Source organism: Aureimonas sp. ME7 (assembly GCF_903970965.1).
Taxonomy (GTDB): Bacteria; Pseudomonadota; Alphaproteobacteria; order Rhizobiales; family Rhizobiaceae; genus Aureimonas.
The window spans coordinates 37,199-56,009 of sequence record NZ_CAJCKW010000008.1 but is presented as its reverse complement, the minus strand read 5'-3'; the positions used below and the strand labels follow the sequence as shown (position 1 = coordinate 56,009).

At 67.8% G+C, this 18,811-nt stretch carries 19 protein-coding genes; 4 read left to right on the top strand and 15 right to left on the bottom strand.

What is annotated here, in order from left to right; translation table 11 throughout:
* Window positions 1-2: 2 nt before the first annotated feature.
* From accD to polA, 13 genes are all read right to left on the bottom strand, one after another.
* On the bottom strand, window positions 3-908 hold the full coding sequence (gene accD / locus H7A85_RS14400; protein ID WP_182086653.1) for an acetyl-CoA carboxylase, carboxyltransferase subunit beta: 906 nt from the start codon (window positions 906-908) through the stop codon (window positions 3-5).
* A gap of 93 nt (window positions 909-1,001) precedes the next feature.
* On the bottom strand, window positions 1,002-1,829 hold the full coding sequence (trpA, locus tag H7A85_RS14395) for a tryptophan synthase subunit alpha (protein ID WP_182086652.1): 828 nt from the start codon (window positions 1,827-1,829) through the stop codon (window positions 1,002-1,004).
* On the bottom strand, window positions 1,826-2,179 hold the full coding sequence (cutA, locus tag H7A85_RS14390) for a divalent-cation tolerance protein CutA (protein WP_182086651.1): 354 nt from the start codon (window positions 2,177-2,179) through the stop codon (window positions 1,826-1,828). Before cutA ends, trpA begins: the two co-directional genes overlap by 4 nt.
* The gene (locus tag H7A85_RS14385) at window positions 2,176-2,640 is read right to left on the bottom strand and encodes a hypothetical protein (protein ID WP_182086650.1); all 465 of its coding nucleotides are present in this window, start codon (window positions 2,638-2,640) and stop codon (window positions 2,176-2,178) included. The genes cutA and H7A85_RS14385 overlap by 4 nt, the downstream gene beginning before the upstream one ends.
* The gene (gene trpB / locus H7A85_RS14380) at window positions 2,637-3,860 is read right to left on the bottom strand and encodes a tryptophan synthase subunit beta (protein WP_182086649.1); all 1,224 of its coding nucleotides are present in this window, start codon (window positions 3,858-3,860) and stop codon (window positions 2,637-2,639) included. Before trpB ends, H7A85_RS14385 begins: the two co-directional genes overlap by 4 nt.
* The gene (locus tag H7A85_RS14375; RefSeq protein WP_182086648.1) at window positions 3,857-4,546 is read right to left on the bottom strand and encodes a phosphoribosylanthranilate isomerase; all 690 of its coding nucleotides are present in this window, start codon (window positions 4,544-4,546) and stop codon (window positions 3,857-3,859) included. Before H7A85_RS14375 ends, trpB begins: the two co-directional genes overlap by 4 nt.
* A gap of 89 nt (window positions 4,547-4,635) precedes the next feature.
* Window positions 4,636-5,403 (bottom strand): SprT family zinc-dependent metalloprotease, encoded by a 768-nt coding sequence (locus tag H7A85_RS14370; RefSeq protein ID WP_182086647.1) that lies wholly within the window; start codon window positions 5,401-5,403, stop codon window positions 4,636-4,638.
* Between the two features lie 130 nt (window positions 5,404-5,533).
* Window positions 5,534-5,965 (bottom strand): DUF2852 domain-containing protein, encoded by a 432-nt coding sequence (locus tag H7A85_RS14365; RefSeq protein WP_182086646.1) that lies wholly within the window; start codon window positions 5,963-5,965, stop codon window positions 5,534-5,536.
* 103 nt (window positions 5,966-6,068) lie between these two features.
* Window positions 6,069-7,595: a polyhydroxyalkanoate depolymerase gene (phaZ, locus tag H7A85_RS14360; RefSeq protein ID WP_182086645.1), complete on the bottom strand. Its 1,527-nt coding sequence runs from the start codon at window positions 7,593-7,595 to the stop codon at window positions 6,069-6,071.
* Between the two features lie 115 nt (window positions 7,596-7,710).
* Window positions 7,711-8,280 (bottom strand): GNAT family N-acetyltransferase, encoded by a 570-nt coding sequence (locus H7A85_RS14355; protein WP_182086644.1) that lies wholly within the window; start codon window positions 8,278-8,280, stop codon window positions 7,711-7,713.
* Window positions 8,277-8,573, bottom strand: coding sequence for a DUF1330 domain-containing protein (locus H7A85_RS14350; protein WP_182086643.1), 297 nt, complete (start codon window positions 8,571-8,573; stop codon window positions 8,277-8,279). The genes H7A85_RS14355 and H7A85_RS14350 overlap by 4 nt, the downstream gene beginning before the upstream one ends.
* 27 nt (window positions 8,574-8,600) lie before the next feature.
* Window positions 8,601-9,299, bottom strand: a complete 699-nt coding sequence (gene pyrF / locus H7A85_RS14345) for an orotidine-5'-phosphate decarboxylase (protein WP_182086642.1) — start codon at window positions 9,297-9,299, stop codon at window positions 8,601-8,603.
* A gap of 229 nt (window positions 9,300-9,528) precedes the next feature.
* Complete coding sequence (gene polA / locus H7A85_RS14340; protein ID WP_182086641.1) at window positions 9,529-12,438, bottom strand: DNA polymerase I; 2,910 nt, start codon at window positions 12,436-12,438, stop codon at window positions 9,529-9,531.
* Window positions 12,439-12,942: 504 nt separating this feature from the next.
* Between polA and H7A85_RS14335 the strand changes: the two genes are divergently transcribed.
* From H7A85_RS14335 to H7A85_RS14325, 3 genes are all read left to right on the top strand, one after another.
* The gene (locus H7A85_RS14335; protein ID WP_182086640.1) at window positions 12,943-14,331 is read left to right on the top strand and encodes a dipeptidase; all 1,389 of its coding nucleotides are present in this window, start codon (window positions 12,943-12,945) and stop codon (window positions 14,329-14,331) included.
* A gap of 238 nt (window positions 14,332-14,569) precedes the next feature.
* Window positions 14,570-15,493: a methyltransferase gene (locus H7A85_RS14330; RefSeq protein WP_182086639.1), complete on the top strand. Its 924-nt coding sequence runs from the start codon at window positions 14,570-14,572 to the stop codon at window positions 15,491-15,493.
* Window positions 15,490-16,230 carry a 16S rRNA pseudouridine(516) synthase gene (locus tag H7A85_RS14325; protein WP_182086638.1) on the top strand — a complete coding sequence of 247 codons (741 nt, stop codon included), beginning with the start codon at window positions 15,490-15,492 and terminating at the stop codon, window positions 16,228-16,230. Before H7A85_RS14330 ends, H7A85_RS14325 begins: the two co-directional genes overlap by 4 nt.
* Before the next feature lie 7 nt (window positions 16,231-16,237).
* Here the strand turns inward: H7A85_RS14325 and H7A85_RS14320 are convergent, their stop codons facing one another.
* On the bottom strand, window positions 16,238-16,585 hold the full coding sequence (locus H7A85_RS14320; RefSeq protein WP_182086637.1) for an arsenate reductase: 348 nt from the start codon (window positions 16,583-16,585) through the stop codon (window positions 16,238-16,240).
* Window positions 16,586-16,655: 70 nt separating this feature from the next.
* Window positions 16,656-17,633: a tripartite tricarboxylate transporter substrate binding protein gene (locus H7A85_RS14315; protein ID WP_182086636.1), complete on the bottom strand. Its 978-nt coding sequence runs from the start codon at window positions 17,631-17,633 to the stop codon at window positions 16,656-16,658.
* 228 nt (window positions 17,634-17,861) lie between these two features.
* On the opposite strand from H7A85_RS14315, the gene H7A85_RS14310 reads away from it, so the two are divergent.
* Entirely contained in the window at window positions 17,862-18,692 is an 831-nt protein-coding gene (locus H7A85_RS14310; RefSeq protein WP_182086635.1) for a MipA/OmpV family protein, read from the top strand.
* Window positions 18,693-18,811 lie beyond the last annotated feature (119 nt).

Here is an 18,811-nt window from a genome sequence, read left to right as displayed (position 1 = left end):
ATCTAAGCGGCGGCTTCGGCCGGCGCGCTTTCGGGCGCGGGCAAGGCCGGCAGCGGCGCCTTGGTCAGAACCTTGAGGAGCTTGGCGATGGTGGCCTTCAGCTCGTGCCGGTGGACCACCATGTCCACCATACCATGCTCCATCAGGTATTCGGAGCGCTGGAAGCCCTCGGGCAGCTTTTCGCGGATCGTCTGCTCGATGACGCGCGGGCCGGCAAAGCCGATCAAAGCGCCAGGTTCGGCGATGTGGACATCGCCCAGCATCGCGTAGGACGCGGTGACACCGCCCGTCGTCGGGTTGGTGAGGACGACGACGTAGGGAAGCCCCGCTTCCTTCACCATGTCCACCGCGACCGTGGTGCGCGGCAGCTGCATCAGCGACAAGATGCCCTCCTGCATGCGAGCGCCGCCCGACGAGGCGAAGAGAACGAGCGGGCGATGCCGCTCCACCGCGGTTTCGGCGGCCGTCACGATCGCCTCACCCGCCGCCATGCCGAGCGAGCCGCCCATGAAGGCGAAGTCCTGCACGGCGGCGACGATCGGCAGCGTCTCGATCTCGCCGCAGGCGACGAGAACCGAATCCTCCATGCCGGTCTTGGCGCGCGAATCCTTGAGGCGGTCGACATAGCGCCGCTCGTCGCGGAACTTCAACGGGTCCACCGGCACCTTTTCCAGCGCCACTTCCTCGAACAGGCCGCCGTCGAAGAAGCTGGTCAGCCGGTCGCGCGCGCCGATGCGCATGTGGAAGTTCGAGGACGGGATGACGAACTGATTGGCTTCGAGATCCTTGTGGAACACCATCTCGCCCGTTTCCGGGCACTTGATCCAGAGATTCTCGGGCACCTCGCGCGGCTGCTGGCCGAGAAGGCTCGTGATCTTCGGGCGAACGTAGTTGGTGATCCAGTTCACGGGCGGGTCTCGTTCTCGAGGAGTGATGGACCGACGGCGGCGCTGGGAGAGCGACCGAAGCCGACGGACGTGATGGAAGAGATGGCGGCGCCCTCAGGCCGCCGCAAGCCTGGCCTCGCGCAGCCCTTGGGCGAGTTCGCGCACCAGAGAGGACACCGCCTCGACGGCCGCCGCCGTTCCCTGGCCCTGTGCGCCTTCGATGGCGGACACCAGCGCCGAGCCGACCACGACGCCGTCGGCGTGGCGCCCGATCGCGGCCGCCTGTTCGGCCGTGCGCACGCCGAAGCCGACGCAGACCGGCAGGTCGGTCTTGGCCTTGATGCGGGTGACGGCGGCAGCGACGGCCGTGGTGTCGGGCGCGGCCGAGCCGGTGATGCCGTTGACCGAAACGTAGTAGACGAAGCCCGACGTGTTGGAGAGAACGGCCGGCAGGCGCTTCTCGTCGGTGGTGGGCGTCGCCAGACGCACGAAGTTCAAGCCCCCGGCGAGCGCCGGCAGACAAAGTTCGCCGTCCATCTCGGGCGGCAGGTCGACGACGATGAGCCCATCGACGCCGGCCGCCTTCGCATCGGCCACGAAACGCTCGACACCGTAGATGAAGACTGGGTTGTAGTAGCCCATCAGAATGATGGGCGTCGCCCCGTCGCCCGAGCGGAAGGCGCGCACCGTGTCCAGCGTTCGCGCCAGCGTTTCGCCCGCTTCCAGCGCGCGCAGGCCGGCACGCTGGATCGCGGGGCCGTCCGCCATCGGGTCGGAAAACGGCATGCCGAGCTCGATGAGGTCGGCGCCGGCTTCCGGCAGGGCTTTGAGGACGGCGAGCGTCGTCTCGGCGTCCGGGTCGCCCGCCATGACGAAGGTGACGAGCGCGGGGCGCTCTTGGCTTCTCAATTCGGCAAAGCGCGTTTCGATGCGTGTGGTCATGGTTCCGCCCCGGCCTCTGGTTCAGCCGATGCGATACAGGCCTCCTCGATCCATCTCAAGGTGGCAGCGTCGCACAGGACTTGCGTTCCCGTAATCGCGGGGGTCTCGTAGGGGTGCAGGAGGCGGATGGTCTCCGCCACCGCGCCGAAGAGTTCGGGCCACGTCTTCACTAGGAGCGGCACTTCGCCGGCCCGCTCGATCGCCCCGTTCCAGCGGTACCGGCTTTCGATCGGCGCGCCGATCTGGCAGCAGGCTGCAAGGCGCTTACCCAGAAGGGCGTCGGCGATCTCTCGCGCCGTCGCCCCGTCGGGGCAGGAGACCCAAACATCGAGCACGCTCGCCGCCGTCAATACTCACCCTCCGGCAGGGTTCGGTCGAGATAGGCATTTTGCGTTCCGCCCGCCATGACCGTCGCGACATAGGCGTCGCGCTCGAAACCGATCACCGACAGTTCCCAGACGCAGGCCATCAGCGGACGCTCAACCGGCTCGAAACCGGTCGCCCCGTCCAGCGGGCGGCGCCACAGGCGCTCGGCCAGGATGCCGCCCGGCATCCACCAGAGGAGGAGCAGCCAGACGGCTTCCTCGCCGCGATGGAGGACGACGGAGCCGACGGGAGCATCGGTGGGTGCGCTACCCGAGACGACCCGTTCGGCGTCATCGAAGAGCACGGGATCGATCGGGCCCTCGCCGGCCCGGATCGAATAGAGCTTCAGCGCCGCACCGCGCGGGCGCCAAAGGCCGTGGAAGGCGAAGGCGCGCGGGCGAAACGTCTCCGGTGCCGGATCCGCCGCTCGCGCGCAGGCGCTCAAAGCTCCATTCCCATGCGCCCGGCGATCGTGTGGACGTCCTTGTCGCCTCGGCCGGACAGGCAGAGGACGATGGACTGTTCGCGTCCCATGGTCGGCGCGATCTTGGCGACGTGAGCGAGGCCGTGGGCCGACTCCAGCGCCGGGATGATGCCTTCGAGGCGAGTGCAGAGGTGGAACGCGTCCACCGCCTCGTCGTCGGTGACGGGCACGTAGGAGACGCGGCCGGTGTCGCGCAGCCAGGAATGCTCGGGGCCGACGCCGGGATAGTCGAGGCCGGCCGAGATCGAGTGGCCTTCCAGGATCTGCCCGTTCGCGTCCTGCAGGAGATAGGTGCGGTTGCCGTGAAGAACGCCCGGCCGCCCACCGCTCATGGAAGCGGCATGGCCGTTCTCGATCGACAATCCGTGGCCGCCCGCTTCCGCGCCGTAGATCGCGACGGTGGGATCGTCCAGGAAGGCGCGGAACATGCCGATGGCGTTGGACCCGCCGCCGACGCACGCGACGACGGCATCGGGCAGTGCGCCCGTTTCCTCCAGCATCTGCGCCCGCGTCTCGTCGCCGATTACCTGCTGGAAGTCGCGCACCATGGCGGGATAGGGGTGCGGCCCGGCGGCGGTGCCGATCAGGTAGTAGGTGTCGGAAACGTTGGTGACCCAGTCGCGCAGCGCCTCGTTCATCGCGTCCTTCAGCGTACCTGCGCCTGCCGTCACGGCGCGCACCTCGGCGCCGAGCAGCTTCATGCGGAAGACGTTGGGCTTCTGGCGCTCCACGTCCGTCGCGCCCATGAAGACGACGCAGGGCATGCCGAAGCGCGCGCAAACGGTGGCGGTGGCGACGCCGTGTTGGCCGGCGCCGGTTTCGGCGATGATGCGCGTCTTGCCCATGCGCCGGGCGAGGAGGATCTGCCCGAGACAATTGTTGATCTTGTGCGAGCCAGTGTGGTTCAGCTCCTCACGCTTCAGATACACCCGCGCGCCGCCGAAGTGCTCGGTCAGGCGCTCGGCGAAGTAGAGCGGGCTCGGGCGGCCGGTGTAGTGCGTCTGGAGGCCGTCCAGTTCGGCGCGGAACGCCGGATCGCCCTTGGCGGTCGTGTAGGCTTCCTCCAGATCGAGGATGATCGGCATCAGCGTTTCGGCGACGAAGCGCCCGCCGAACTGGCCGAACAGACCGCTTTCGTCGGGCCCCAGGCGGAAGGAGTTGGGGGTCGGGATCTCGGTCATGCGAACCTGCGGGCTTCAATGGTTTGCGGGAGGGGGCCGGCGTCCACGGCCGCTTCGAAGGCGTCGAACAGGTGGTGGATCAGCCCGTCGTCCTTGACGCCGGGCGACACCTCGACGCCGGAGGAAATATCGAGGCCGTAGGGCTGCACGCGGCGCACCGCCATCTCCACCGTGGACGGGTTGATGCCGCCGGACAGGATGAAGTCCCGCTCCGGCAGGGCATCGAGGATGCCCCAGTCGAAGGAAACGCCGTTGCCGCCGGGAAGTTTCGCGTTCTTTGGAGCACGCGCGTCCAGAAGAATGCGATCGGCCACCGGGCGAAAGCGATCGATCTCGGTGAGATCCGCGCCTGTCGCGACGGGAATCGCCTTCATCACCGTCACGCCCGTCAGCGCCGAAATCTCGGCGACCCGCGCGACACTCTCGCTTCCATGCAATTGCAGGACGTCGGGCCGCACCCTTGCGCTCAAACGCTTCAGAAGGTCGTCGTCCGCATCCACCAGGACGAGCGTCACCAGCGCACGGCCGCCGACATGGGCGCGCAAGCGGATCATGTCCTCGATCGAAAGGTGCCGGGGGCTCTTCTCGAAATGCACGAACCCGATCTCGGCGCCGCCGCGGTCCAGCACCGTGTCGATATGGCCTTCGGTCTTGAGGCCGCAGATCTTGATATGCGGGCGGTTCACGATGGTTCGCAAAGCCTTGAAAGAATGGAAGCGGTCTTATCGCGCCGAAGCGGGGCCGCTGTAAAGGCGAAGCCCCTCAAGGCAAACGGTCAGGCGCCGAAGTCGTAGGCGTGGAGCGATGCGCCCTCGCGCTTCAGCCACTGGCGTCCGCGATCCATGTCGGGGCAAAGCTCCCGGCACAGCGCCCAGAAGGCCGGCCCGTGGTTCATCTCCCGGAAGTGGGCGACCTCGTGGGCAGCGAGATAGTCGAGCACGAAGGGCGGCGCCATGACGACCCGCCAGGAAAAGGCGAGGCGGCGATCGACCGTGCACGAGCCCCAGCGGCTCACCGTGTCCTTGAGCGCGAGCGAGCGGGGCCCGAGCCCAACCGCGCCGGCATGGCGGTCCACCGCCGCCTGAAGGTCGCGCCGCGCCTCGCGCTTCAGGAAGTCCGCCGCGCGGCGGGCGAGATGCGCCCCGTCCCCGCCGAGCCGAAGGGCATTCCCGCTTTCGTCCCGCTCCAGGCGGGCGCTGCGGGCGGACGGGTCGTGGAGGATGCGCCAGGGTTCGCCCCTCAGAGGAAGGCAGGTTCCCGCCCCCACCACGATGCGCCCCGTCGCGCCGGCCAAACGCTCCTCCGCCCAGCTGCGATGGCGCTCCAGAAAGGCCAGAACGATGCGCGGCGGGGTCTTGCGGGGAACGGTGAGGCGGAGCGCCGTGCCGCCGGGGGCAAGGCGCATCACGATGCGCCGGGCCGTCGGATGCTCGCGCACTTCGAGCGGCACCGCGCGATCGGCGATGGAAACGCTCGCCGGCCAGGCGGGCGTCGGCGCGGCCCGTTTGCGCCCCGACCAGCGCTCCAGGATGGATTCGATCATGCGCCCCGCCGCAAAGCTTCGCCCCTTGCCGTTTCCCATACGCCCCGCCCGGGCGCGCAGGCAACGCGGCCTTCACGAAAAAGGCCGCCGGCACGGATGCCGGCGGCCTCGAAGATACCCGTCCGCCCGATCAGTTGGCGTCGACGAACTCGGCGTCCACCACGTCGCCCCGACGCTTGCGGTGCGACATGAAGCGGTCGAAGTCTTCCTGGTCCTTGGCGCGGCGAAGCTCGCGCGCATAGGTCTCGAACTCGGCGCTCATCTCCTGCAGGCGGGCGCGCTCCTCGTCGAGGCGCTTCAGCTCGGCCTCGCGCCAATCGTCGAACGCGACGTTGCCGGTGCGCTCGGCCGCAAACGGCATGCGCGCGCCCGAGCGGCGGAAGCCGGCGGCGACGCGGTCCGTCGCCCGGCCGACGTCGCGGCGGAAGACCTCGAGCCGGTCGCCCCACAGGATATAGGCCAGAACGGCGAGGCCCAGCGGCCAATAGGCCATGAAGCCCAGAACCATCAGGGCAATCGTCGCCGGCGTCCAGGCCGGGCGGATCAAAGCTTGAGACGTCATGTCGGTGTCCATCAACCAGAGCCCATGGGAAGCGGGCGAGGATCCCGAATCACAGATGGGAACGGCCGAACGCGCGTTCAACGAGATTCCGGTGACGAGCGCGTCAACTCGGTCGCTTCACCTTGGACAGGGCTTTGGTGAGGATGGACGCGCCCGCAGGCTTGCCGGTCGCCTCGCCCTCGGCGGGCGCCGGCAGCACGACGCCGGCCGACAGAACATCGGTGGCCGGCAGATCGTGGGGTCCGTGCGTCGCCGCATGGCCTTCGCTCACCGAGGCGCCTGCGAGCGCCAGGGCGGAGGCGGCCGCCTCCTCCCCGAGCGGCGCGCCCTCCAGCGCCTCCGGCGGCACCAAGGTTTGCTCGCCCTTCGCCTCGGCCGCGACCGGTGCCCGCGCCTCCGCCCGGTGCCCGTGCGTCAGGGCGAAGTCGACGATGCGCGGCGCGATCTCGGCGCGGAAGCGCGAGCCGTTGAAGACGCCGTAATGGCCGACCTTAGGCTGGAGATAGTGGACGCGCTTCTCGTCCGGAATGTTGCGGCAAAGGTCGTGCGCCGCGCGCGTCTGGCCGACGCCAGAAATGTCGTCGTTCTCGCCTTCCACCGTCAGAAGCGCGGTGCGGCGGATCTTTCCCATGTCCAGCCGGTGGCCGTGATGGGTGATCGTGCCCTTCGGCAGCGAGTGCTTGATGAACACCTCCTCCACCGTCTGGAGGTAGAACTCGGCCGTGAGGTCCATCACCGCGTTGTATTCGTCGTAGAAGGCACGGTGCTTCTCGGCCCCGTCGCCGTCGTTCTTCACGAGGTGCCAGAAGAAGTCCTTGTGCGCGATCAGGTGCCGGTCGAGGTTCATCGACATGAAGCCGGTGAGTTGCAGGAAGCCGGGATAGACCTCGCGCATGAAGCCGGGTTGGGGAAACGGTACCTTCATGATGACGTTGTCGCGGAACCAGTCGATCCCGCGATCCTCGGCCAGCTTGTTGACCGCGGTCGGGTTGACGCGCGTGTCGATCGGGCCGCCCATCAGCGTCATCGTGGCCGGCGCGCAGGGGTCCTCGTCCTCCTCCATGCGGGCGGTCGCCATCATCACCGGCACTGCCGGCTGGCAGACGCCGACGACGTTCACGCTCGGCCCCAGGAAGCGCAGCATCTCGATGACGTAGTCGACATAGGTGTCGAGGTCGAAGCGCCCTTCGCTGAGCGGCACGGTGCGCGCGTCGTGCCAATCGGTGATGTAGACCTCGCCATAGGGCAGGAGCGCCTCCACCGTGCCGCGCAGGAGCGTGGCGTAGTGGCCCGACATCGGCGCGACGATCAGGAACGTCGGGTCGCTCGCGCGCCCCTTTCGCAGCTCGCGCTCGAAATGAAGGAGCGTCGCGAAGGGCTTTTCCCAGACCGGCTTGTCCACTACCGGCACGCGCATCCCGTCCACGAACGTGTCGTGGATGTCGAAGGCGGGCTTGCCGTAGACGCGCGTCGTGCGCTCGAAGAGCTCGGCCATCGCCGCCACGGTGCGCCCCATCTCGGTATGGGCGATCGGGTTCAAGGGGTTCTGGTAGAGCGCCTTCGTCGCGTCGGCGACGGCGCGGAAGGGGGCGAGAACCGCGTGGTTCCACTCGTAGAGTTCGTACAACATGCACTCCCGTTTCAGGGGTCGCGGAACGGAGCCGGCGCCGTCAGCCGTTCGGAACACGGCTTGAGGATGCGCGTCTTTCCGTTAATTGTCCTACAAGAGATGTTGCGCCGCGCCATCAAATCCAGCGCACCATGACGACGCGCCGCGCCGGATCGACGCCGCGCGGCACTTCGGCCGCAAAGCGGGCGGCCAGCGGCGGCGTCCAGTCCGCCGCCTCCACCCGAAGGAAGCCCCGCGCGGCATAGAAGCCCTCGTTGAAGGGAATATCCCTCGCGGTCGACAAGCCGACCGCGCGGTGAAAGAACCACCCGGCGCGTTTCACCACCGCCCCGAGCAGCGCCGAGCCGATGCCACGCCGCCCATGCGCCGGGTCCACCGACAATCCGGACAACCAATAGCAGCCGCTCCCTGCAGGATCGTCCGTCAGCGAGCCGAGATCCGCAGCGGCGGCAAAACCCACCGGCCCGCCACCCTTTTCCTCCGCCACGAACACCTCGTGGCGCAGCAGAAAGGCGACGAACTCGGGGATGGAAGCCGGCTCGGCGTCGAAGAGATGACCTGCTTCCGCCAAAAGCCGCCCCGCCCGCCCGTCGATCGCGCGCAAGGCTTCCGCCTCGCCCGGCTCCATCATGCGGATGTGGATGCCGTCCGGCGCCATGCCCTTGAACGCCTTGCGCCCGTTCAACCGGGTTCGTAGCCCTCGACGATCACGATATCGGCCTCCGACACCCCTTCGCGGATCGCCTTGGCCTCCTGGTATTCGGGCGAGTTGTAGCAGGCGAGCGCGTCCTCCATGCTGGCGAACTCGATCACCACGTTGCGAGTGCGCGAGGAGCCCTCCAACGCCTGAAACGGCCCGCCCCGCGCCAGAAAGCGCGCGCCGTAGCGCTGCATCGCGGGCGCGGCCGTCGTCACATAGTCCGGGTAGCGCTCGGGGTCGCGCACATCGACGCGGGCGATCCAATAGGCCTTGGGCATTTCGATCCGTCCTTCTCCATCCGCCGTTCAGGCGGCTTCCATTTCTGCCAGAATGGCGCGCGCCGCGCCGAGGCGATCCTTCGCCCCGATGATCGGGCGCGCCACCACCAGATGCGTCGCTCCATTGCGAAGCGCCTCCCCCGGCGTCACCACGCGCTTCTGGTCTCCCGCATCCGCCCCGCTCGGCCGGATACCCGGTGTCACCAGCGCCATGCCGGGCATCAGGATCTCGGCCACCAGCGCCGCTTCCTGCGCCGAAGCCACGATGCCTCCGATCCCGATCTCCGACGCCTGCCGCGCCCGAAGCTCGACGAGATCGGACACCGACCCGCCATAGCCCGCCTCGCCGAGATCCTCGTCCCCCAGCGACGTCAGCACCGTGACGCCCAGAACCGTCAGCCCCGATCCTTGTGCACCCTTCGCTGCCGCCCGCATCACCTGCGGATAGGCATGCACCGTCGTCATCGCCACGCCGAGCTTCGCGATGCTCTCGATCCCCCGCTCCACCGTGTTGGCGATGTCGTGCAGCTTCAGGTCCAGAAACACCCTCTTGCCCATCCCTGACAGCTCCCGGACGAAGTCCAGCCCCCCCGCAAACCCCAGCTGATACCCGACCTTATAAAAGTCGATCGCATCCCCGAGCTCCGCCACGATCGCCTCCGCCTCCCCCCGGCTGGACACGTCCAGCCCGACGATCAGCCGGTCACGCGCTTCGAGATGGGTCATCGGGTCGTGGCTCCTTGGGCGGGTGGTGCAGGAGCGGGGCTGCCGCCCCGGTCCCCGCTCGGGAATGAATTCCCGAACCCTTCTTTTCGTTTGGACTGTTTTTCCGAGATCGGAGAGGGCCGTTGGCCCTCTCCGATCTCGGACACACTTCAAGTGACGAGGGGTCCAGGGGAAATCATTTCCCCTGGCGGGGTGCAGGGGCAGCGCCCCTGCCCTGCCCGCCCGAGCCTCAATGCGCCTCGTCCCAGTTGCCCGCCGCGCGCGCGTCGACGACCAGCGGCACGACGAGGTCGACGACCGGGTCGGCTGCGGTTTCCATGACGTGGCGGATGATGGGGATGGTGGCGTCGATTTCCTCGTCGGGGACTTCGAAGACGAGTTCGTCGTGGACCTGGAGGAGCATGCGGGCGGAGAGGCGCTCGGCCTGAAGCGCGTCTTCCATGCGGATCATGGCGCGGCGGATGATGTCGGCGGCGGTGCCCTGGATGGGGGCGTTGAGAGCGGCGCGCTCGACGGCGGCGCGCACCTGGGGGTTGGAGGACTTGATGTCGGGATAGTGGGCGCGGCGGCCGAAGAGAGTTTCGACGTAGCCGGTTTCCTTGGCGAAGGCCTTGGTGCGGTCCATGAAGTCGCGGATGCCGGGGAAGCGCTCGAAGTAGCGCTTGATGTAGCTGGCGGCCTCGCCTTGTGGGATGGCGAGCTGGGCGGCGAGGCCGAAGGCGGAGATGCCGTAGACGATGCCGAAGTTGATCGCCTTGGCGCGGCGTCGCACGTCGGCGGGCATCCCTTCGACGGGCACGCCGAACATTTCGGAGGCCGTCGTGGCGTGGATATCCTGGCCGGCCTGGAAGGCTTCCACAAGCTGCGGGATCTCGGCCATGTGGGCGAGAAGGCGCAGCTCGATCTGTGAGTAGTCGGCCGACAGGAGCTTGTGGCCGGAGGGTGCCACGAAGGCGGTGCGGATTTCGCGGCCCTCCTGCGTGCGGACCGGGATGTTCTGGAGGTTCGGCTCGGAGGAGGACAGGCGCCCGGTGGTGGTGGACGCCATGGAATAGGACGTGTGGATGCGCTCGTGCCCGTCCATGTAGGTCGGGAGCGCGTCGGTATAGGTGCCCTTGAGCTTGGTGATCTGGCGCCAGTCGACGATGCGGCGCGGCAGGTCGTGGCCTTGCGTGGCGAGGTCTTCGAGGAGCTTGGCGTCGGTCGCCCATTGCCCGGTCTTGGTTTTCTTGGCGCCGGGCAGGCCGAGCTTGCCGAAGAGGATTTCGCCGAGCTGCTTGGGCGAGCCGATGTTGAACGGCTCGCCGGCCATGACGTGGATGTCGGCCTCGAGGCCGGCCGCCTTCTGGGCGAAACGGCCGGACAGGCGCGACAGGATCTGCCGGTCGGCGCGGATGCCGCGTTCTTCCATGCGGGCGAGCACGGGCACCAGCGGGCGCTCCAGCCGCTCGTAGACGGCGGTCATCCCTTCGGCGGCGAGCCGGGGTTTCAGCACGCGCCAGAGACGCAGCGTCACGTCGGCGTCCTCGGCGGCGTATTCGGTGACCTTGTCGATCGGGCAGGCGGCGATGGGCCGGGCCGCCTTGCCGGTGCCGGTCAGCTCCTTGTAGCTGATCGGCTTGTGCCCGAGGAAGCGCTCCGACAACTCGTCCATGCCGTGGCCTTCGAGCGACGACGAGGCGTCGAGCACGTAGGAGATCAGCATCGTGTCGTCGAAGGGCTGAAGCGCGATGTCGTGCCGGAGCATGACGAGATAGTCGTATTTGACGTTCTGCCCGATCTTGAGGATCGAGGGGTCGGTGAGGACCGGCTTCAGAAGGTCGAGAACGCACCCGAGCGGGATCTGCTCGCCGACGCCTTCCTTCGCGTCGCTGCCGGACAGGAGATCGCCCGCCCCTTCGCCGACATGGGCGATCGGGACATAGGCGGCCTCGTTCGGCGCGACGGCGAAGGACAGGCCGACGAGATCGGCCTTCATCGCGTCGAGCGAATTGGTCTCGGTGTCGAAGGCGAGGATGCCGGTCTCGTAGGCGCGCGCGATCCAGCGCTGAAGATGCGCCTCCTCGCGGACCGTCTCATATTTCGTCCGGTCCACGGCCTGGCCCGACGCCTCCGCCAACCGCGCAGCGGCCAGCGCCTGCGGCGTGCCGGCCGGCGCGTCCTCGCCCGACGTCTGACTGGCGTCGAGATCGGGCCCACGTGCCGGCGCCTTGGTATCAACCTTGGCGGCTTCCACCTCCGAGGCGTCGGTGCCGAGCTTGGCGGCGACGCGGCGCGTCAGCGTGGTGAACTCCATCGCCTTGAGGTAGGCGACGAGCTTCTCGCCATCCGGCTCGTGGATGAAGAGATCGTCGAGGGAGACGTCGAGCGGCGTGTTCTGGTCGAGCGTGACGAGCTGGCGCGACAGGCGGGCCTGATCGGCATGGGCGATGATGTTCTCGCGGCGCTTGGCCTGCTTGATCTCGCCGGCACGTTCCAGAAGAGCGTCGAGCGTTCCGAAGGTTTCCAGAAGCTCGGCCGCCGTCTTCGGCCCGATGCCGGGAATGCCGGGCACGTTGTCGGAACTATCGCCGACCAGCGCCTGGAGGTCGATCATCTTTTCGGGGAGGACGCCGAACTTCTCGCGCACCTCCTCCGGCCCGAGGCGCTTGTCCTTCATCTGATCGTAGAGGATGACGCCCGGCCCGACGAGCTGCATCAGGTCCTTGTCGGAGGAGACGATGGTGACGTCGCCGCCGGCCTCGCGCGCCAGCCGCGTATAGGTCGCGATCAGGTCGTCCGCTTCGAAGCCTTCCTTTTCGACGCAAGCGAGGTCGAAGGCGCGCACCGCTTCGCGGATCAGCGCGAACTGCGGCTTCAGGTCCTCAGGTGGCGCCTGCCGGTTCGCCTTGTACTGGTCGTAGAGGGCGTTGCGGAAGGTCGTCGAGGAATGGTCGAAGATGACGGCGAAATGCGTCGGCGCGACGCCGACCGAGGTGTCGCGCGATTCCTCCACCAGCTTCCACAACATGTTGCAGAAGCCCGACACGGCGCCCACCGGCATCCCGTCCGACTTGCGCGTGAGAGGGGGAAGCGCATGATAGGCTCGGAAGATGTAGGCCGAGCCGTCGACGAGAAAGAGATGATCGCCCTTTTGCATGGAAAGGGTGGTATCGCGGGCCGCGCGTCCTGTCCATGGAAGCCGACAGGCGGCTCGTTTTCGCCAGGGATTTCGCGATGAAATCGGGGCTGGCCTTCGCTCGAGCCCACCTTACAAAGGTTTAATGCGTCCAATCACGCTTTCGTGATCGAAACCCATTGAACTCAAAGCTGGCAAAGCGCATTTTCTCGACAACGACGCACACGATGACGTCGTGTTCGGCCCAAAAGCTCGTCCCCCGCTTTAAGCCGAATGTCCGGAGCGGACGATCCCATCCCCCCTCACGGGATCCCGCTCTACTGAGAAGGAGCCGTCGCGACAACCCCCCTCCAGTCCGCGACGGCTCTTTTCACTCTCCCCTTTTCCATCCTTCCAAACTCTGTGTCCTTCCAGCGACAGATCGGTTCGGGCAACGAACGATTTTGCGTCCGCGCGCGCTCCGCGCTATCGCAGAGCGCAACGGGCGGCATGTGCCTCGCCCCTCTGCGACCGAAGGATGCTCCCATGGCCGAACTCGACAGCGTGCTCGCCTGTCTCGATCTCAACCTCGACCGTTCGGTGGAGCGGCTCTTCGATCTCCTGCGCATTCCCTCGATCTCCACTGACCCCGCCTATGCGAGCGACTGCCGGCGCGCCGCCGAATGGCTGCAGGGCGATCTGTCGGCCATCGGCTTCGAAGCGCGCGTCGCCGAGACCGCCGGCCACCCGATGGTGATCGCGCGCCGCGAAGGCCCTGCCGGATCCCCGCACGTCCTCTTCTACGGCCACTACGACGTCCAGCCGGTCGATCCGCTGGAGCTCTGGGACGCCGACCCCTTCGACCCCAAGGTCGCGACGCAAGGCGACGGCTCGCGCCGCCTGACCGGGCGCGGCACCTCGGACGACAAGGGTCAGTTGATGACCTTCGTGGAGGCCTGCCGCGCCTTCATCGCCGAAACCGGCGGCCTGCCCTGCACCGTCACCATCTTCCTGGAAGGCGAGGAAGAGTCTGGCTCGCCCTCGCTCCTGCCCTTCCTCGACGCCAACCGCGAGGAACTCTCCGCCGACGTCGCGCTGATCTGCGACACCAACATGTGGGACCGCGAAACGCCCGCGATTTCCACCGGCCTGCGCGGCCTCGTCGGTGAACAGGTCACCATCCGCGCCGCCTCCATGGACCTCCATTCCGGCTATTTCGGCGGCGCCGCCGCCAACCCGATCCACGTCCTCGCCAAAATCCTAGCCGACCTCCACGACGAAACCGGCCGCGTCACCCTGCCCGGCTTCTACGACGGCGTCCCCGAACTCCCCGACGACATCCGCAAGGTCTGGAGCGAACTCCCCTTCTCCGAGAAGGAATTCCTCGGCGCCGTCGGCCTCTCGGTGCCGGCCGGCGAAAAGGGCCGCTCCGTCCTCGAGCAGACCTGGTCGCGCCCCACAGCCGAGGTCAACGGGATCGAAGGCGGCTACACCGGCAAGGGCTTCAAGACCGTGATCGCGGCCGAAGCCCATGCCAAGGTCTCCTTCCGCCTCGTCTTCGACCAGGACCCATCGCAAATCCGCGAAGCCTTCCGCGCCTTCGTGCGTGAACGCCTGCCCGCCGACTGCGAGGCCGAGTTCCACGAGCACGGCGGCTCCCCCGCCATCCAGCTTCCCTTCGATTCCCCTGTCCTCCAAGCCGCCAAACAGGCCCTCTCCGACGAATGGCCCAAGCCCGCCGTGATGATCGGCATGGGCGGCTCCATCCCCGTCGTCGGCGAGTTCAAGCGACGCCTCGGCATGCCCTCCCTCCTCATTGGCTTCGGCCTCGGCGACGACCGCATCCATTCGCCCAACGAAAAATACGAACTCACCTCCTTCGCCAAAGGCCAACGCTCCTGGGCCCGCGTGCTGGCGGCTTTGGGCGCTCGGTGAGACGGCGGGGCTGCCGCCCCGGTCCCCGCTCGGGAATGAATTCCCGAACCCTTCTTTTCGTTTGAAGGCTTTTCCCAACAGAAAGGGGGCCGCTGGCCCCCTTTCTGTTGGGACACATCCCCAAATGAGGAGGGTCCAGGGACATCATGTCCCTGGCGGGGTGCAGGGGCAGCGCCCCTGCGTCTTTCCGTCCGACCCGGAGCTTCCAGCGCCCGGGCCGATGCTGCTATGAGCGGGCGTGTTTGAGATCGATCCGCTTTCGCTTCGCTCCGCCGTTTACGGCGTTCCGCCCGACGACCTCGTGGAGGTGCCGGAGGGGGCCGTGCAGCTTTCGCCGTTGCGGCCGGGGGCGGAGGCGTTGGAAGCGTTGGGTGACGGGTCGCTCCGGGCGATCGTGGTGGCGGCGCCGGCGGGGTCGATCGAGCGGCGGTTCGTGCTGGCGCATGCGTTGCGGGCCTTGGCGCCAGGGGGCGTCGCCGTCGTGTCGGCGGCGAAGGACCGGGGCGGGCAGCGGCTGCGGGCGGAGCTCGAAGCGTTCGGCTGCGAGGTGGCGGAGCGCTTCAAGGCGCGCCAGCGCATCTGCACGGTCCGGCGGCCGGACGAGGTGCAGGGTGTTCAGACGGCGATCGACGAGGGGGCTCCGGTCACGCTGGAGGATGCGGGGTTGCGCTCGCAGCCGGGCATCTTCTCGTGGAACCGGGTGGATCCGGGAAGCGCCCTTCTCCTGCGCCATCTCCCGGCGTTTTCAGGAAGGGGCGCCGATCTCGGCTCCGGGCTCGGCATCCTGTCGCGGGCGGTTCTCACCAGCCCCCAAGTGGAGGCGCTGACGCTGGTGGAAATCGACCGGCGCGCCGTGGAGGCATCCCAGCACAACGTATCGGACAGCCGCGCGCGTTTTCTCTGGGCGGACGCGCGCGAAACGGGGCTCGTCGATCTCGACTTCGCGGTGTCGAACCCGCCCTTCCATGCGGAAGGGATCGAGGATCGTGGGCTCGGCCAGAGCTTCATCAAGGCGGCGGCGCGCATGCTGCGCCGCTCGGGCACGCTTCTTCTCGTCGCCAACCGGCACATGCCCTACGAGGAGGTGCTGCGCGCCGAGTTCCGATCCATGAAGACCGTCGCCGAGGAAGCGGGCTACAAGATCTTCGAGGCGCGCAAGTGACCAAGGTGCCGACGTCCCGCCTCGACAAGCTTCTCGCCAACATGGGCTATGCCTCGCGGCGTGAGATCCAATTCCTGGCGAAAGCCGGGCGCATCCGGCTCGACGGGGCGCCGATGAAGGGGGCGGACGAGCGCATCGCGCTGACGCCCGATCTCGAAACGAGGCTGGTGGTGGACGGCGAGGCGCTGGACCCTCTGCCCGGCTTTGCCTTGATGCTGAACAAGCCGCTGGGGGTGACGTGCTCGCGCAAGGAAGCCGGCGCCCTCGTCTACGATCTCCTGCCGTCCCGCTGGCGGCGGCGCGAGCCGGCGATCTCGACGGTCGGCCGGCTCGACAAGGAAACCTCGGGGCTGCTTCTCCTGACCGACGACGGCGCGCTGCTCCACCGCATCATCGCGCCGAGCCGCCACGTGCCGAAGGTCTACCGCGCCCATCTGGCCCGCCCGCTTTCGGGCGACGAGGGCGCGCTGTTTGCCAGCGGAACGCTGATGCTGGACGGCGAAGACAAGCCGCTGGCCCCGGCCGAGCTCGAGGTCGCAGGCGAGCGCGAGGCGCGGCTGACGGTCCACGAAGGGCGCTACCATCAGGTGCGCCGGATGTTCGCAGCCGCCGGCAATCACGTGGAGGCGTTGCACCGCGAGGCGGTCGGCGGCCTTGCCCTGCCGCCCGATCTCGAACCCGGCGCGATCCGACGCCTCACGGCGGCCGATCTCGACGCGATCTTCGCGGCCCCCTGACGCCTCGTCAGCCGAAGGCCTTCTCGAACGCTTCCGGCTTGAAGCCGACCGAGACCGTGCCGCCGGTCTCCACCACCGGGCGCTTGATGGCGGATGGGTTGGCCAGCATCAGCGCGATCGCCTTCTCCCGATCGAGGTCCGCCTTGTCCGCCTCCGGCAGCTTGCGGAACGTCGTGCCGGCGCGGTTGAGAAGCACCTCCCAGCCGACCGCCTCGCACCAGGCGGCCAGTTGCTCGCGGCCGACCCCTTGGGTCTTGAAGTCGTGGAACGCGTAAGGGATGCCCCGTCCGTCCAGCCAGTTCCTCGCCTTCTTCACCGTGTCGCAGTTGCGGATGCCGTAGAGCGTCGTGGTCATGGGGGGCGTCCCGAAGCAAGGGAAAGGGCGAATCGCTTGCGCCCTTCCTATCGTCCTGGACGCGTGCGCTCTACTCGATCTTGGCGCCCGCCTGCTCGATCACCGGCTTCCAGCGGGCGACCTCGCTCTTCACGTGCGCCGCCAGTTCCTCCGGCGTGCCGCCGACGACGGCCGCCCCGACCTCGGCGAGGCGCGCCTTCACCGCCTCGTCGCTGATCGCCTCGTTGGCTGACTTGTTGAGGATGGCGACGATCTCCGGCGGCGTTCCGGCGGGCGCGAAGAAGGCGTTCCAGGTGTTGGTCTCGTAGCCCGGCACGCCCGCCTCTTCCATGGTCGGAATGTCGGGGAAGTTCGCGGCCCGCTCCTTGGTGGTCACGGCGAGCGCGCGCAAGGCGCCGGACTTGATGAACTCGGTGGAGCTCGGGAGATTGTCGAAGTTGATCGGCACCGCGCCCGAGATGGCGTCCACCAGCGCCGGGCCCGAACCCTGATAGGGCACGTGCACCATGTCGGTGCCGGTCATCGACTTGAAGAGCTCGCCCGACAGGTGCAGCGGCGTGCCGTTGCCGGAGGACGAGTAGATTTCCTCGCCGGGTTTCTCCTTCAGCCGCGCGATCAGCTCCTTCACGTCCTTCGCCGGATAGTCCTTGTTGACGGTGAGGACGTTGGGGACGGTGACGAGCCAGGTGATGGGCGCGAAGTCCTCCACCGGGTCGAAGGGGGGCGTCGCATAGAGCGAGGCCGAGAGCGCATGGGTCGCGATCGTGCCCATCAGGATCGTGTAGCCGTCGGCCGGCGCCTGGGCGACGAAGGTCGCCCCGAGGTTTCCGCCCGCCCCGCCCTTGTTGTCGACGAGCACCTGCTGGCCGAGCGTCTCGCTCATCTTCTGGGCGATCGTGCGCGCCACGAGATCGGTGGAGCCGCCGGCCGCGAACGGCACGACCAGCGTCACCGGGCGCTCGGGAAAGGTTTGGGCGCCGGCCGGCACGGCACCGGCCGCAAGGGCCAGCGCGCCGAGCGCGCTCAGGGCGTTGGTGAAAGCGTTCATGATGTCCTCCTCCGTTTCCGCGGAAGAATGGACGCCGCCGGATGCCCACGCAATCGCCCGGACGGAAGCGACCGGGGCTCGGCAGGTGCCTCACGCCTTTGTGTTGCTTTGGCAACGGTAGGCCGGCGAAGCATTCCCGAAGCCTCGCGAACGATTGAAATGGAAGGCGCCCTGCGAAACATGGGAACATGAAAGGCGGCCTCGAGACCGCCGGCTGGAGTTCACGTCATGTCGCATCGCCTTCTCGCCGGCCTTTTCGCCGCCGGCACGCTGTTCAGCCTTCCCGCGCTGGCGGCCGACTATCCGACTGTGGACACGAGCGAGGTCGCCGTCGTCAACAACGCCGACATCATCATCGAACTCGGCGGCGGCGTGTCCGTGGAGCCGTCCTACGAGGGCGCCAAGGACTACGACGTTTCGGGCTTCCCGATCTTCTCGCTCCAGTACCTCAACATTCCCGGCCTCTTCACGATCGGCTCGCCGGACGAAAGCCAAGGCGGCCTGCGCATCGCGCCCTCGCTCCAGTTCATGGATAAGCGCAACGCCGCCAAGTACGAGGAACTCACGGGCACGCTGCCGCTGGACGAGAGCTATCAGGTCGGCCTTCGCGTCGGCTACGAGTTCCCGCTCTACGACACGCTGAACGCCGAGGTCTACGGCGCGGCGCGCTATGCGTTCAACGAGGGCGAGGGCTTCGTGGGCGAAGCCGGCATCGACTTCATCTCGCGCCCGAGCGAGCCCTGGGAGTTGAAGCTCGGCCCCCGCACCACCTTTGCCGATTCCGACTACATGAGCACCTATTTCGGCATCACCCCGCTGGAATCGCTCGGCTCCAGCGGTCGCCTCGCCGCCTTCCAGGCGGGCGGCGGCTTCAAGTCGGTCGGCGTCGACGCTTCGGCGCGCTACGAGTTCCGCCCGGACTGGTTCCTCAACGCCAACGCCACCTACGAGCGGCTGGTGGGCGATGCCGAGGAGTCCCCGATCGCCAAGGTCGGATCGCGCGACCAGTTCTTCGCCGGCATCGGCCTGTCCAAGCGCTTCTCGTTCGACCTGTTCTAGGCCGAACCGGCTCCATGAACGCTTCAAGGCCCCGGCTGCCCCGCGCAGCCGGGGCCTTTTTTGTCTGGGCTTCCCGGGAACATTCCCGGCGCGCGGTCCATTGCCGGGAGACGCAACGG

What these genes read in the sequence shown, in the direction of transcription:
- trpA (WP_182086652.1), bottom strand. Translation starts at nt 1,829, where the DNA reads ATGACCACACGCATCGAAACGCGCTTTGCCGAATTGAGAAGCCAAGAG.
- trpB (WP_182086649.1), bottom strand. Translation starts at nt 3,860, where the DNA reads ATGACCGAGATCCCGACCCCCAACTCCTTCCGCCTGGGGCCCGACGAA.
- H7A85_RS14370 (WP_182086647.1), bottom strand. Translation starts at nt 5,403, where the DNA reads ATGATCGAATCCATCCTGGAGCGCTGGTCGGGGCGCAAACGGGCCGCG.
- H7A85_RS14365 (WP_182086646.1), bottom strand. Translation starts at nt 5,965, where the DNA reads ATGACGTCTCAAGCTTTGATCCGCCCGGCCTGGACGCCGGCGACGATT.
- phaZ (WP_182086645.1), bottom strand. Translation starts at nt 7,595, where the DNA reads ATGTTGTACGAACTCTACGAGTGGAACCACGCGGTTCTCGCCCCCTTC.
- H7A85_RS14350 (WP_182086643.1), bottom strand. Translation starts at nt 8,573, where the DNA reads ATGCCCAAGGCCTATTGGATCGCCCGCGTCGATGTGCGCGACCCCGAG.
- pyrF (WP_182086642.1), bottom strand. Translation starts at nt 9,299, where the DNA reads ATGACCCATCTCGAAGCGCGTGACCGGCTGATCGTCGGGCTGGACGTG.
- polA (WP_182086641.1), bottom strand. Translation starts at nt 12,438, where the DNA reads ATGCAAAAGGGCGATCATCTCTTTCTCGTCGACGGCTCGGCCTACATC.
- H7A85_RS14335 (WP_182086640.1), top strand. Translation starts at nt 12,943, where the DNA reads ATGGCCGAACTCGACAGCGTGCTCGCCTGTCTCGATCTCAACCTCGAC.
- H7A85_RS14320 (WP_182086637.1), bottom strand. Translation starts at nt 16,585, where the DNA reads ATGACCACGACGCTCTACGGCATCCGCAACTGCGACACGGTGAAGAAG.
- H7A85_RS14315 (WP_182086636.1), bottom strand. Translation starts at nt 17,633, where the DNA reads ATGAACGCTTTCACCAACGCCCTGAGCGCGCTCGGCGCGCTGGCCCTT.
- H7A85_RS14310 (WP_182086635.1), top strand. Translation starts at nt 17,862, where the DNA reads ATGTCGCATCGCCTTCTCGCCGGCCTTTTCGCCGCCGGCACGCTGTTC.